The organism is Gaetbulibacter saemankumensis DSM 17032 (genome assembly GCF_000425645.1).
GTDB lineage: Bacteria > Bacteroidota > Bacteroidia > Flavobacteriales > Flavobacteriaceae > Gaetbulibacter > Gaetbulibacter saemankumensis.
On the sequence record NZ_AUDV01000005.1, the window covers coordinates 439,257 to 454,304 of the forward strand.

General features: G+C 34.4%; 13 protein-coding genes. 4 read left to right on the forward strand and 9 right to left on the reverse strand.

Translation table 11 applies throughout. The features are described 5' to 3' along the window. Nucleotides 1-232: 232 nt before the first annotated feature. Nucleotides 233-1,645, forward strand: a complete 1,413-nt coding sequence (locus tag H611_RS0101985) for an autotransporter outer membrane beta-barrel domain-containing protein (protein WP_027136768.1) — start codon at nucleotides 233-235, stop codon at nucleotides 1,643-1,645. 1 nt (nucleotide 1,646) lies between these two features. Here the strand turns inward: H611_RS0101985 and H611_RS0101990 are convergent, their stop codons facing one another. Then, nucleotides 1,647-2,648: a DUF6340 family protein gene (locus H611_RS0101990; protein ID WP_157515024.1), complete on the reverse strand. Its 1,002-nt coding sequence runs from the start codon at nucleotides 2,646-2,648 to the stop codon at nucleotides 1,647-1,649. A 571-nt stretch (nucleotides 2,649-3,219) separates the two neighbouring features. On the opposite strand from H611_RS0101990, the gene H611_RS0101995 reads away from it, so the two are divergent. Next, nucleotides 3,220-3,714, forward strand: coding sequence for an RNA polymerase sigma factor (locus tag H611_RS0101995; RefSeq protein WP_027136770.1), 495 nt, complete (start codon nucleotides 3,220-3,222; stop codon nucleotides 3,712-3,714). Between the two features lie 3 nt (nucleotides 3,715-3,717). Continuing rightward, nucleotides 3,718-4,359, forward strand: a complete 642-nt coding sequence (locus tag H611_RS0102000; protein WP_027136771.1) for a hypothetical protein — start codon at nucleotides 3,718-3,720, stop codon at nucleotides 4,357-4,359. Here H611_RS0102000 and H611_RS0102005 read toward each other — a convergent pair. The 4 genes from H611_RS0102005 to H611_RS0102020 all read right to left on the reverse strand — a co-directional run bounded on the left by H611_RS0102005 (nucleotide 4,356) and on the right by H611_RS0102020 (nucleotide 8,836). Continuing rightward, nucleotides 4,356-4,931 carry a pseudouridine synthase gene (locus tag H611_RS0102005; RefSeq protein WP_027136772.1) on the reverse strand — a complete coding sequence of 192 codons (576 nt, stop codon included), beginning with the start codon at nucleotides 4,929-4,931 and terminating at the stop codon, nucleotides 4,356-4,358. The two genes, H611_RS0102000 and H611_RS0102005, sit on opposite strands and share 4 nt — an antisense overlap. A gap of 3 nt (nucleotides 4,932-4,934) precedes the next feature. After that, on the reverse strand, nucleotides 4,935-7,226 hold the full coding sequence (locus H611_RS0102010; protein ID WP_027136773.1) for a type IA DNA topoisomerase: 2,292 nt from the start codon (nucleotides 7,224-7,226) through the stop codon (nucleotides 4,935-4,937). 116 nt (nucleotides 7,227-7,342) lie between these two features. Beyond that, on the reverse strand, nucleotides 7,343-8,140 hold the full coding sequence (locus H611_RS0102015) for a lysophospholipid acyltransferase family protein (RefSeq protein ID WP_027136774.1): 798 nt from the start codon (nucleotides 8,138-8,140) through the stop codon (nucleotides 7,343-7,345). Between the two features lie 54 nt (nucleotides 8,141-8,194). Then, nucleotides 8,195-8,836 carry an NUDIX hydrolase gene (locus H611_RS0102020; RefSeq protein WP_027136775.1) on the reverse strand — a complete coding sequence of 214 codons (642 nt, stop codon included), beginning with the start codon at nucleotides 8,834-8,836 and terminating at the stop codon, nucleotides 8,195-8,197. 5 nt (nucleotides 8,837-8,841) lie between these two features. Between H611_RS0102020 and H611_RS0102025 the strand changes: the two genes are divergently transcribed. Further along, nucleotides 8,842-9,546 carry a peptidylprolyl isomerase gene (locus H611_RS0102025; RefSeq protein ID WP_027136776.1) on the forward strand — a complete coding sequence of 235 codons (705 nt, stop codon included), beginning with the start codon at nucleotides 8,842-8,844 and terminating at the stop codon, nucleotides 9,544-9,546. 12 nt (nucleotides 9,547-9,558) lie between these two features. Here H611_RS0102025 and H611_RS0102030 read toward each other — a convergent pair whose 3' ends face one another. From H611_RS0102030 to H611_RS0102045, 4 genes are all read right to left on the reverse strand, one after another. Continuing rightward, nucleotides 9,559-10,164, reverse strand: coding sequence for a trimeric intracellular cation channel family protein (locus tag H611_RS0102030; protein ID WP_035483231.1), 606 nt, complete (start codon nucleotides 10,162-10,164; stop codon nucleotides 9,559-9,561). Between the two features lie 80 nt (nucleotides 10,165-10,244). Next, a complete protein-coding gene (locus tag H611_RS0102035) occupies nucleotides 10,245-10,919 on the reverse strand; it encodes a toxin-antitoxin system YwqK family antitoxin (RefSeq protein WP_027136778.1) in 675 nt (224 codons plus the stop codon). Nucleotides 10,920-11,025: 106 nt separating this feature from the next. Next, complete coding sequence (yidC, locus tag H611_RS0102040) at nucleotides 11,026-12,927, reverse strand: membrane protein insertase YidC (protein ID WP_027136779.1); 1,902 nt, start codon at nucleotides 12,925-12,927, stop codon at nucleotides 11,026-11,028. Nucleotides 12,928-12,984: 57 nt separating this feature from the next. Continuing rightward, the gene (locus tag H611_RS0102045; RefSeq protein WP_027136780.1) at nucleotides 12,985-14,625 is read right to left on the reverse strand and encodes a CTP synthase; all 1,641 of its coding nucleotides are present in this window, start codon (nucleotides 14,623-14,625) and stop codon (nucleotides 12,985-12,987) included. Nucleotides 14,626-15,048: the final 423 nt, after the last annotated feature.

Below are 15,048 nucleotides of genomic sequence, written 5' to 3' on the forward strand. Positions count from 1 at the left end.
GCTATAATTCCGAAAAAATGTCGGTTTAGACGAGCTAAAACAAATCATAAATGACATTATTACAGATACTTACCGTTATTAAATGTCAAAATTTCATTTTTAATATGTTTATAAAAATGTCTTTAACCCTTACCACCTACAAACCTTAACTTACTGAAATTAAATCAACTAAAAAGGTTTGCCCTTTTATCAATAATACCTAAGTTTATAATTGATAAAAGGTAATATACGCATGCATTTAACAGCACGACTTTTTGCAGTACTCTTTATTGGGGCAATACATTGCTTTGCACAACGCAGCAACTACAAGTTTAATAACTTTGGTAACCGCTCCATTGTACTCGCTGGAAATGTTACCGGAAGTGTTTCCGATATTGGATTAAGCTACTACAATCCTTCTTTTCTAGCCAATACTACTAAAGTTGGTTTTTCTTTAAATGCCCGAGCTTATCAAATTGAAAATATTAAGCTCGATAATGTATTAAATGAAGATTCTAAACTAAGTACAACAAAATTTAGTGGGGCATCAAATATGGCTGGAGGTATATTTAATTTATTCGGTACTAAATTCGCGTATACCTATTTAACAAAATCCAATCATAACAGCGATTTATACTACGATCATTACTACTTAAATGATGATATTTTGGCTATATTTCCAAATGCCATAAAACATAATGCCAGCATTAATTTAATGAACAAAGTGCGTGATGACTGGACCGGCATTACCTGGGCTTATACCCTAGCACAAAATTTTTACGTTGGAGTTTCATTGTTTGGTTCAATATACTCGCATTCTGGTCGATCAAATTTAAATCATACTGTAGAATCTGAAAACAACGAAGTCGCCTTCTATAAATCCTACCGTAGTTTTAGCCAAACCTCCTATGGGGCATTTTTTAAAATCGGATTTAACTACAGTCTGAAAAAATTACAACTGGGAATGAATATTAATTTACCCTATCTAGAAGTGTATAACGATGGAACTTTCGGGTACACCGAAGTAGTTGCTGGAGTAAATCAAGAATATAATAAATTTATAGACTATGATTTTAGAAACTTAAAATCAAAAAGAAAAGAACCTCTAGGTATTTCAATAGGAGCCGGAATCCCTATAAATAAAAGCAAATTACATTTAAATGTTGATTACATTACAGGAATAAAAAGCTTTAACAGGATTAATATACCATCTTTAGACTTAGGTTTAAATTCTCTTACTACCATTAATTTTAATGAAGCACGCGTTGCAGTACTAAACTTTGGTGTTGGTGCTGAATTATTTTTAAATGAAAAAATTAAACTTTACGGTGGTTTTTCAACAGATTTTAGCCCACTAAAAAAGACCGCCAATATTTTTGATTTGTCTGTAGAAAACACAAAGGAAACTAATTTAGGGGATGATTTTTATCACATCAGCATGGGTATAGATTGGACCCTTAAATGGGCCAATTTAATTTTTGGGATTACTCATGCCAACAGTAAAAATTCTTTCTTAAATCCTTACACTATAAACGCCGAAGGCTTTAAAATAAGCAACGCAATTAATTCGGAATTACGCTATACACGATTACAATTTATGGCAGGTATTGACGTTCCTGTTTTTAACAAAAAAATAAATAACATCATTAAGCTAGAAGAGAACTAATTTAATTCTCGAACTGTTTTCTTCTTAATAAAATTTTAGCATAGTCTCTACTTAACGCCTCCCCATAATCTCTGTAAGCTCGCTGCGCCCATTCTAAAGCTTTTTGAGTATCTCCTAAGACCTCATAAGATACAGCTATATTATGAGCAGCTCTACCTGCAGATTTACGATTACCATTAGTTACAACCTCTTTCCAAATACCTATAGCATCTTGCCACTTAGCCACTTCGGCCGATCGCCATCCCGCAGCAAAACGATATTTTTCATGTCCCTTGCCCTTCTTGTACATATCACGTTTAACGCGATAATAACTCGGCAAAAACCGACTCATATAATCCATACCTGCAGCATAAGCTGTTTCAGGTAAAGCAGATAAAGGAGGTAACCCATTCACCAAATCAAAATTCATATAATAAGTTCGCTGATGCTGATCAATAATCGTTTTAGTATAAGGATCATACAATCGCCAATAACTTTGAACATTTACCCTAGCTTGAGATGGTATTCTAGGATTCGGTCTCCCTGATGTGAGTACCGAAGACACCTGATCAGCTATGGCTGCACGCAACAAATCTGAATTAGAATCAAAATTTTCAAGTACTAGCAATACATCGGCCTCTGCTAAATCACAGATTTGCTTTACCTGGTCCCAATCTAACTTATCAGGAATTTGTCTAGTCCCCGTACCATATAATCTTAGGGTGTCAGGAATAACAATTCTAATATGACTTTTATTTTGTATTCCATCGAATACTCCTTTAATAGCTTCATCGGAAGCTAATCGATCGGAACCTGCAATTTCTCCGGTTGTAATAGATTCTAATCTACCTGCTTGTTTGTCTTCAGGTCTAACCAAAGAACGATTTACCACCACAATATCTTCCACTTCGTTAGACAAAACAACTATTGGTTCCTGAGGGTAATTTAAATGCACATAACCTGAACTTCCACAAGACACCATTAATATAGTTATTGCAAAATATAACATGTAGTTTTTCTTCATTATAGATAGATTTAGTTTGTTTGGTTCAGAAAATCAATAAACATGCCATAACATAATTTTTAATCTCGTTTAATATAATTCTACCAAAAAATTTCAGTTTATTAATCTTCTTATTTGCAGTAAAATTTAGGCTCTAAATTTATCATTTTTCTTATGGAATCTTATGTCATTCACATTAAAATATTCACCCCTTTATTAATAAAAAAACTATATTTACATGCAACTAGTTTTATCTTATACATTAAAAATAATTCTTAAGCTAACATCCTTTTATATTTTCATTATATTGCGATGTTTCTAACCCCAATATTCTTTAAAAAATACGTATTTCATCACTATAGACAAAATCTATATACAAAATTAATAAATTACATATCAGTCATTTAACAACACAAAGTTAAACAACAAGTTCAAATTTTTTACTTGAAAACAAATTCACAATATTAACAAACACTTTGGTCTTTTTTTAAAACTACTACCTATTCATTCAATCAAATTCCTATCTTTATTTTAGATAAAATTGTAACATTCTACAAACAAAAACTACTTATAAAGTAACTAAACCAATACATTGAAAAAAGAGTTAGAACATAGCTTTGTTGAATTACTAGAAAAGCACCAAAATATAGTACACAAAGTATGTCGTTTGTACACCAATAATTACGATGCTCATAACGACCTATTTCAAGAAATTACTATACAACTTTGGAAAGCCTATCCGAAATTTAGAGGCGAAGCAAAATTTAGCACCTGGATGTATCGTGTAAGTTTAAACACTGCTATTACCCTTTACAGAAAATCGAAACGACGTATTAATACGGAAGACTTTAATGATGTAGAATTTAAAATAAAGGCAGAAGTTTATGACGATACCGAAGAGCAACAATTAAAGGTATTATACAAAGCGGTACACCAGTTAAATGATATTGAAAAAGCACTGGTGTTTTTGTATTTAGAAGACAAAGACTATAGAGAAATTAGTGAAACTTTAGGTATAAGCGAGGTTAATGCACGTGTGAAAATGAACCGAATTAAAACCAAACTAAAAACCATTTTAAATCCGTAGCATATGGATGAATTAGATTTATTAAAAAAAGACTGGAAGAAGTCAGACGATAAGTTCCCAAAGCTGAGTTATAACCAAATCTACTCTATGATATTGAAGCGCTCGTCCTCCATCGTAAAATGGATATTTATTATCAGCATACTAGAATTTGTGCTCTGGACAGGCATTGCCTTTTTTATCAAAGATACCGAAAGCATGAAGCGCTTTGAAAGCTATAGTAACAATTCGGTTTACACGCCTTTAGTTATTATTGGCTACATCATTTTAGCTTACTTCTTTTACCTCTTTTTCAGGAACTACAGAAACATATCGGTTACCGATAGTGCCAAGGTATTAATGGAAAACATTATTAAGACACGTAAAACAGTGCGATATTATGTGCTATTCAATTTAGGATACTTAGTCGCCTCTACCATAGCAGCTTTGTTTGTAGAATTCAATAATGATGATATATTAATAAATCAGGCTCAGCAAGCAGCCGCAAGTGGCGAAATATTTAAGTTTTATGCGGTGTTTATCATAGCCACGGTCTTAATGCTAGCTGTTGTAATTGGTGTATTATTACTTTTTTACTGGTTAATTTACGGGCTGCTACTAAAAAGATTAAACTCGAATTACAACGAATTAAAAAAACTGGAAATTTAAACCATAAACTCCTTTACTTCGATGACATCCCCTACCTGCATGGGGTTAAGAGCAATATTACCTACCCTTATGCGTACGAGTCTTAGGGTTGGAAATCCAACGGCTGAAGTCATTTTTCGAACTTGTCTAAACTTACCTTCCTTTAAGGTTATAGATACCCATGATGTTGGTCCATGACGTGCGTCTCTAATTTTTTTAGACCGCGCAGGTAATGCAGGTTCTTCAGTAAGCTTTACAACCGGACATGGTTTGGTTTGATATTTTTTGCCATTCAGACCAATTTTAACCCCGGTCTTTAACTGCTCTATGGCCTCAGTAGTAATATCACCATCTAATTGGGCATAATATTCCTTTTCAACCTTTTTAGAATTAATAAAGTCACTCATTTTACCATCGGTGGTAAGTAACAGCAAGCCTTCCGATTTTTCATCCAACCGACCAATAGCCATGGTTTCTTCTGGGAAATCCCCGAGCATCCCCAAAAACTTTTTCGATTGCTGCTTACTATCATTACTAGCAAACTGACTTAACATCCCGAAAGGTTTATAAATAATAAAATGTCTGTGAAGCATAATCTAGACATTTTGCTTTAAGATATCATAAACCAAGTCTTTTGTGGGTGTTTGTCCATTCATTTTTTCTCGAACTACATCAAAGGTGACCGTAAAATTACAACCCGATTTATATGCGCTACAACCATAAGCTGTCTTACCTTTTAAGACTGTTCCTTTCTGACATTTAGGACAAAGTAACTCATCTGGTTTTGTTTTTACAGCAGACTTTTTAGGCTCTAATTTAAGCTGAAATTGATCATCGAAACGCACTAAGCCTTCCACAGCACCGTGCTTAGTTTTAAACCCTTTTAAATTAACTGTAGACCCCTTCTTTAATAATCTAATGAATTGCTTCTCGGAAATCTTTTTTCCTTCAAAACTAAAAGGCATAACAAAGTCACACCCGGACTTATAAGCACTACATCCATAAGCTGATTTTCCCTTCAGGATAGATCCCTGTTGACATTTAGGGCATAGCTCTTCAGAAATGCTTCCAGAAGCCTTCTTTTTAGCTTTGACAGCCGTTTTCTTTGCACTAACAGTATGCGATATATTCGCTCGCATGGTTTCACTTCTAACCTCATACACCAAAGCATCCACCATACGCTTCATATTATGAATAAAAGCGCCGGCTTTATAAATACCTTTCTCAATGTCCTTTAGCTGCTTCTCCCAACTCCCTGTAAGCTCGGCAGATTTTAATAAATCATTCTGAATGGTTTCAATTAATTGAATCCCCGTATTAGTTGGTAATACCTGCTTCTTATTTCGCACGATATATTTGCGTTTAAAAAGCGTTTCTATAATATTAGCGCGCGTAGAAGGTCGTCCAATACCATTCTCTTTCATCAATTCACGTAAATCTTCATCATCAACCTGCTTCCCGGCCGTTTCCATAGCTCGCAACAAAGATGCTTCTGTATATTGATTCGGCGGCTTGGTTTCCTTTTCTAAGAATGTAGGCTCATGGGGACCTCTTTCACCTTTTACAAAGGCCGGTAAAATACCAGACTCCTTTTCTTTAGCATTCGGATTTTCAAACACGACTCGCCAGCCTTTACTTAAAATTTCTTTTCCCGTAGTTTTAAAAGACACATCAGCTGCTTTCCCTATAACCGTAGTATTCGCTACTGAACAATCGTCATAAAACACCGCAATAAATCGCTTTACGATAATATCGTAGACCTGTTGCTGCGCATAGGGCAAACCGGATTGCATCCCTGTTGGGATAATAGCGTGGTGATCAGTGACTTTTTTGTCGTTAAATACTTTCGATGATTTCTTTATTTTCTTCCCTAATAGTGGCTGTGTTAAATTTGAATAAACTGTAAGCTTCCGCAATATACCTTCTACTTTCGGATAAATATCGCTTGGTAAAAAAGTTGTATCTACTCTTGGGTAGGTAACAACCTTCTTCTCGTATAAAGACTGAACGATCTTTAAGGTTTCATCGGCTGAAAATCCAAATTTAGTATTACAATACACTTGTAAGCCTGTTAAATCGAATAGTTTAGGCGCGTATTCTTTCCCTTTTTTCTTGGTTATAGATTCAATTTCAAAATCGCTTTCCTTAACCTTGTTTGCCAGAACTTCACCGTCTTCCTTTTTAAAAAACCGCCCTTCTTCGTAACTAAACAGGGTCTCTCTATATAAGGTTTGTAACTCCCAGTAAGGTTGTGGTTTAAAATTTTCAATTTCTTTAAACCTGTTTACCACCATGGCTAAGGTTGGTGTTTGCACCCTGCCTATCGACAAGACCTGCTTATTCGCACCATGCTTTAAGGTGTACAATCGTGTAGCATTCATACCCAACAACCAATCGCCTATGGCTCTCGAGAATCCGGCATAATACAAATTATCGTAATCGCTGGATGGCTTTAAATTTTCAAAACCCTCTTTAATCGCCTCTGTAGTAAGTGAAGAAATCCAAAGTCGTTTAACTTCACCTTGATATTTAGCCTCATTCATTACCCAACGTTGGATAAGTTCCCCTTCCTGCCCAGCATCACCACAGTTTATAACAACTTCAGCCCTATCGAATAAACTTTTTACAATTTTAAATTGCTTTTGAATACCAGAATTTGAAACCACCTTAGTTTCAAATTTCTCAGGTAACATAGGAAGGTTATTTAAATCCCAACTTTTCCAGTATGGCTTATAATCGTTAGGTTCCTTGAGCGTACATAAATGTCCAAAGGTATAAGTAACCGCATAACCATTACCTTCATAATAGCCATCACGTTTAGAATTAGCTCCTAAAACGGAGGCAATTTCTCTGGCAACACTAGGTTTTTCGGCAATACAAACTTTCACGCTATAATCAATACTTTTAAGTTATTACGAAACGCAAAATAGGAAATTCAACCAATATTTCGAATTGGAATTATTAGTAGTTATTAACTATTAGAAGTTTACAAACTTCTCGTTATTTACCACTCTCGCAGTTTATTTAAAGCCTCTTGTGCTTCAATCTCCTTTTGAGGAATCACTTTTAAAAAAGATGGATGCTGTTCGATAGCATATTCAATTTTCTTAACAATCTGTTCGGTTGTTTCATTATCATAATCGATAAACAACGGCTCTTTTATTTCCATTGTTTGCAGAATATTTTTTTTCTTGATACGCAGTCCTTTTTTATCGAAAGAACGTCTAAACCCATCAATAACAATTGGGACAACAACAGGTTTATAACGTTTAATTATATGCGCTGTTCCCTTTCTAATAGGTTTGAAAGGGGTGGTAGTTCCCTGCGGAAAGGTAATTACCCAACCATCATCTAAGGCTTTACCTATATTTGAAATATCACTCATTCTCACCTGGCGATTCACATCTTTCCCTTCGGCTCGCCAAGTACGTTCAATACTCACGGAACCTACATAAGCTAATATTTTAGGTAATAAGCCCGCTTTCATGGTTTCTTTAGCTGCTACATAGTATATATTCAATTTCGGATTCCATAAATAACCTACATTTTTAATAGAATCTACACGACCACTCAAACTTGCATTAAACACGTGAAACATAGCCACTACATCCGCAAAGTAGGTTTGGTGGTTTGAAATAAAAAGTACGTTTTTATCAGGTAAATTTTTAATAATTTCGGAGCCTTCAATTTGAAGTTCATTAAAACCTCTAAATCTTCTATGAGTCATAGATCCGAGTATTCGGATAAGCCATTTTTTAATAATAAGTATATGCCCAAACGGGTTTCTTTTTAACAATCCCATAAATCACGCGTCAAAATAATAGTTGGTCGATGCAAATGTAACAATTATCACCAATTACAATAGTTGTTTTAACAAGTCTTTTATTTCACTTAGCATCATGGCAGTAGCACCCCATACTACTTGATTATTTAATTCAAATGCAGGAACCTCTACTTCGTAAGCATAAGACGCCCGTACTTTTTTGGTTATTACATTATTATCATCTAAGAAATGTTTCAAAGCAACTTCCAAAATAGCTTCAACTTCTTCTTCCTGTTTAACAAACTCTGGTGTTTGTCTACTAACCCCAATAAAAGGAAATACATAAAAATTACTTGGAGGAATGTAAACATTTGTTATTTGCCGCAAAACATGAACATACTCTTTCGGTACACCAACCTCCTCATATGTTTCTCTTAACGCAGCTTCCTCCAAAGATGTATCACCCGATTCAACGCGTCCACCGGGAAAACCTACCTGAGCCGAATGAACCCCTTTATAGGTTTTTCTTAATATAAGTACAAAATGGGTTTCATTGGCTTTGTTAGGATAAAACAAAGCTAGAACAGCTGCCTTTTTAGCTCGCTTTACTCCGTTTTTTTGTTGACGCAAGACCTCATGCCGAAAATCAGGCACCATTTTAAATTGCGATGCTTCGGCTGGTAGCGGTATATTTTTTACTTTTGAAATTGATTTTAAAAATTCATCAAAATTCATCCTTTATGCGCCTTATCTTATTATTTTGTTTAAGTCTTTGCCTTCTGAATTGTGAAGATAAAAAAACTAAACAGAAAAATACCCCATCGGCAACAGAAACAAAACTGAAAAAAAAGGACTCTGTTACTAGTCAACCTAAAATTCCAAAGAGGGAATTCCCTAAACTCACAGAGAAAAATGCTATGCATTTCTTTTTAGAATACGAAAAAGAGAATAAAGAAAATAAAGTGCGTATAAGCACAGATTTTGGAGATATTGATATTTTATTATACGACATTACAAAATACCACCGTGCTAATTTTATATTCCTTACTAAGCAAAAGTACTTTAACGGGACGCAATTTTATCGGGTAATCAATAATTTTATGATTCAAGCTGGTAGTAGTGATGATGTAGAAGTGGGACGCAAACGGCGCTATATAGGTAAATACCTGCTTCCTGCAGACACCAAACGTGGTTTTAAGCACGATCGTGGAGTAATATCGATGCCTAGTAGCGAAATAGATAATCCTCACAAATTAGCTTCACCCTACGAATTTTTCATAGTACAACAACATGGTGGAGCTCATTATTTAGATGGCGACTACACTATTTTTGGCAAAGTAATTAGTGGTATGGATGTAGTTGATAAAATTGCTGCTGTGGACACAGATGAAGCAGACTGGCCTTTACGAAATGTTTATATAAGAAACGTTGAAATAATAAAATAACAGGATTTTAATTTAAGACTTAGGTGCTATAATTGGCAATGCAATATGAAATTTAACAGCAAGTAAACGAGTAACTATAACAATCCCTCCAGATACTAAAAAGACCAAATTATCTGGAATAGGAAACAATTCAAGTACAAAATAAGTGACCCCTCCCAACAAACAAGGTATCGCATAAATTTCCTTCCTAAAAAGCACCGGTATTTCGTTGCACAAAATATCTCTAATAACACCTCCAAAACAGGCAGACATTACCCCCAATGCTATACATATTATAGGATGCAATCCCGCCGTTACTCCTTTCTCTACTCCTATTAATGTATACAAACCAATACCAATCGTATCAAATAAAAATAAGGACGTTCTAAAAAAATCAATCTTACTCCTTGCTATAATCGCAAAAATGGTAGATATCACGATAAGGTATATATAAGTCATATCCTGCATCCATACCACAGGAGTACTTCCTATTAACACATCTCGCAAAGTTCCACCACCCACGGCAGTAACACTTGCAATTATAAAAACACCAAAGGCGTCCATCCGTTTATTTATTGCTACCAATGCCCCTGAAATGGTAAACGCAATGGTACCCAAGATATCTATTAAATAAAGCATATCCATAAGCTAGTTCTTCAAAACTATAATTGTTGGAAATCTACGAAATAAAGTAAACATTGGTAACTAAAATATAGCTGTTAAAACTTTTTCTGTTCTATTAATTCACCCTTTTCATAGTATCTCCAAAGTCCGACCTTCTTATCATTTTGAAATTGCCCATCGATTTCCAGTTTACCATCGGCAGAATACACCTTGAAAGATCCGTGTAACATATCATTACTATAAGTAATCTCTTTAATTATAACATTCGCTTCCGAATACACGGTCGTTATGCCTTCTAACTTACCTTCTTCATACAATTCCTTCTCGGAAACTTGCCCACTTGAGTAATAAACCAAACGCTCCCCATCTAACACCCCATGAGCGTTATAATTTTCGGTAGTTAATAAATTATTATTGTTTTTCTGGTAGTATTTCCAGATACCAACTCGTAACCTACCCTTCATTTGCCCTTCACTAATCACTTTTCCGTTTGAAGCCAGGAACTGTACTTCTGCTATATCGTTATCAGCATTAAATTGTTTTGTAGCCGTTAAAACTGCTCGCCCTTTAATGTTTTTATAAAATTTAAATACCCCTACCTCTTTACCATGTTGAAATGCGCCTTCATACCTTAAAACATCAGTGTCGTCAAAATTCTTTTTCCATATACCATGATGCTTACCATTAGCATCAAATTGATTTATGTTTTGTGCTGAAATGAATCCTGAAATACTTAAAACAATGAGATGAATAACGAGTAATCTTTTCATAATAATTTAGGTTTCTTTTGTAAACGAACGGCAATTTATAAAATTATTGAAACAAAAAAAGCTGTCGCATAATTTACGACAGCCTTTAAAGTATTTTAATTACAACTTATTTACGCTTTTGGTTTTGTTGTATTTGTTTTTGCTTTTCCGCCTGCTCCATCATTTCTTTCATTTTTTGTTGGAAACGACTTTCTTTTCTAGGCTTCTTCTTTTTCTCCTGTATCTGTGCATGAATCTTATCTTCATCTAAGATGAAATTCTTAATTACTAAGATAATACCAATACTAATTAGGTTAGAAACAAAGTAATACAAACTCAATCCTGACGCATAGTTATTAAAGAAAAATAACATCATAATTGGAGAGAAATACATCATGTATTTCATCATTTTACCCATATCCGGCATACCTTCTTGCTGAGGCTGACTCTGCATATTTTGTCCCGTTGTTAACTGCATATAAAAGAATATAGCAATCGAAGCTAATAATGGAAATAAACTCACGTGATCTCCGTAGAATGGAATTTTAAACGGCAATTCCATAATAGTATCATAAGATGATAAATCTTCTGCCCATAAGAATGGCTTCTGACGTAAATCGAAAGCTGATGGGAAGAATTGAAATAAAGCATAAAAAACCGGCAACTGAATTAAAGCTGGAATACATCCCGCCATTGGGCTAGCTCCTGCCTTTGTTTGAAGCGCCATAGTTTCTTGCTGCGCTTTCATTTTGTTGTCTTTATACTTTTCTCTTATTTCATCTAATTCAGGTTTTAATATTTTAAGTTTTGCCTGAGATAAGAATTGCTTGTACTGCACAAACGACATTAACAATTTAATTGAGATGGTCATAACAATAATAGCAATACCATATGGCAAGAAACCACCCAAGAAAGCAAAGAACGGAATGAATAAATGTTTATTTATCCATCCAAAGATTCCCCATCCTAATGGTACAATCTCATCCAGGTTTCTGTCGTAAGCCTTTAAAATTTTATAATCAGATGGCCCGTAATACCAATTCATGGATTGATTAATTTCACCTCCTTTAAATTCTAGCGGAAGTTTAACCGCCATAGCTTTAGTATAAACCGTATCGACATCTTCGTTTTGAACCAGATTTCGAGATTCTAAAACTGCTGATTTAAATGGCGTATCTGTTAACAGAATAGAAGTAAAAAAATGTTGTTTGAAAGCTACATATGTTACATCTTCTGCTTTATCTTCAGACAGCTCTCTTTGCCCCAAATAATCATCTTTACCACCTTCATACTCATAAACCAATTCGGTATATCTGTTTTCGTAAGAGATACTTTTGGCATGGCGATACGTTTTTATATTCCAGTCTAAGTTAATATCCTGAGAACTATTTATAACATCACTTAAACCTTGCGAACGAATAGTAAAATCCATCATATAATCGCCCTGCTTCAGTTCGTATCGATACTCTAAAAATTTACTTTCTGAAACCTTAAGTTTCATAGAAACTACAGTAACATCACCATTTTTTGTTACCGAAGGTTCAAAATATAAGTCTTTAGTGTTTAAAATCCGACTATCTGTGGTTCCGAAATTGATATTAAATCCAGCATTATTATCTTTAATAATATAAATAGGATTGTCTTTGAAATCGACATAATCTTTTAAACGTACTTCTGAAAGATACCCTCCTTTATTACTAAAGGTAAGAGCTAACAAATCACTTTCAACTGTTGTTTCTTCCTTTGATGCTCTAGTTGCTGAATAAGCAAATGCGCCTAATTTATTTTGAAGAGCTACTAATTGTAAAGAATCTGTTTCCGATGATACAACAAAATCCTCTGCTGTTGTTACCGCAATATTTTGCTGTTCTTTTACCTTAGTTTCGGCTTCAACCTGTTCTTGCTTAGCTTTTTCTTGAGCTTCAAGTTCCTCCGGCGTAGGTTGATTTTGCCAAAGCATGTACATTAAAATTCCGAAAATAAGCAAGAAGCCTATAATCGAATTAATATCTAATTTTTTTTCTTCCATTTATTGTTTTATCTATTAAAGATTATGCCTCAATACTATCAAAAAACTGACCAAGTATTAGTTTTGTGCTATTTTGACACCTGCATTTTTAATCTTATAACTTAAAGCGGCTTTCACAAAGGCTACAAATAACGGATGTGGATTAGCAACTGTACTCTTATATTCTGGGTGGTATTGTACTCCTACAAAAAACGGATGTGCTGGTACCTCAACAATCTCTACCAATCCAGTATCAGGATTTAAACCTGTTGCTATCATTCCAGCAGCTTCCATAGCCTCTTTATATTTTCCGTTAAACTCATAACGGTGTCTATGACGTTCGGTAATAGTTTCAGCCTTATAGATATCACGTACCGCGCTACCTATTTTCAAATCACATGCCCAAGCCCCTAAACGCATAGTACCTCCTTTATCGGTAACATCTTTTTGATCTTCCATTAAATCAATTACCGGGTTAGTAGTTTCAGGAGTCATTTCAGTTGAATCGGCATCAGAAAGGCCTAAAACATTTCTCGCAAATTCAATTACTGCCATTTGCATGCCTAAACAAATCCCGAAGTATGGAATATTGTTTTCACGTACAAATTGAACAGCATCAATTTTACCTTCTATTCCACGCTCACCAAAACCTGGCGCTACTAAAACCCCGTCTAAATGACCTAATTTTAGTTTAACGTTATCTTTATTAATATATTCTGAATGAATAGACTCTACATTTACTTTTACCTCATTTTCCGCACCTGCATGAATAAAGGCTTCTAAAATAGATTTATAGGAATCTTGTAATTCGACATATTTACCTATTAACCCAATAGTAATCTCGGTTTTAGGATTTTTATGACGTGTAAGGAATTGATTCCATCTAGTTATATCTGGAGTAGAACTCTCCAATGCTAACTTTTTAAGCACTACCTTGTCTAAACCTTGCTCTAACATTAAGTTTGGAACATCGTAAATAGTTGAAGCATCAATAGACTGAATTACAGCTTCTTCACGTACGTTACAGAATAATGCTAGTTTTCTACGAATATCGTTTGGTAAATCATGTTCTGTTCTACAAACTAAAATATCTGCTTGCACTCCAGATTCCATTAATGTTTTAACACTGTGCTGAGTTGGTTTGGTTTTTAACTCACCAGCAGCGGCTAAATATGGAATTAAAGTTAAGTGAATAACAATACCATTGTTCTCACCTAGATCCCATCGTAACTGACGTACGGCTTCAACATAAGGAAGTGATTCTATATCACCAACAGTTCCTCCTATTTCGGTAATAATAATATCGTAATCGCCCGATTTACCTAAAATTTGAATACGCTCCTTAATTTCGTCTGTAATATGAGGAACCACCTGAACTGTTTTTCCTAAAAATTCACCACGACGCTCTTTCTGAATAACACTTTGGTAAATACGACCCGTCGTAACATTGTTAGCCTGACTGGTAGGAACATTTAAAAAACGTTCGTAGTGTCCTAAATCTAAATCGGTTTCTGCTCCGTCCTCCGTTACGTAACATTCCCCGTGTTCGTATGGATTTAAAGTTCCTGGATCTACGTTGATGTATGGATCTAACTTCTGAATGGTTACTCGATATCCCTGTGCTTGTAATAGTTTAGCTAATGAAGCTGCTATTATTCCTTTTCCTAATGAAGATGTAACCCCACCGGTTACAAAAATGTATTTTGCTGTACTTGTCATGATGCGCTTATAAACGCAGGCAAATTTACAAAATTAAAATAGTTATTAGCCAATAGTTTTGGGGTTATTTAACAGGTAGTTTTCAACAGTATTAATTCGTAAAAACAAACCCATATAAAAATCAAAATTTCTCAAAAATTAAATAGTTAAATTTTAATTATTATTAAAACCCAATACATTACAACAGCTTAACACCCTATATTACCAATATTTAACAAACAAGCATTAAATTAACGATCCCTCTAGCCGAGATAATTAACTTTTTAAGCATGACTCTCGAAAATGCTGAAAATTAAAATAAATTTGATTTCGAATATTACCGTAAGAAAGATAAACTTGTAATTAAATTATTGCCTGGGATTAGAATTGAAGTTCTCTAACAACAACATGATAATTAGCCAAAAATTAATAGACCGCAATTTC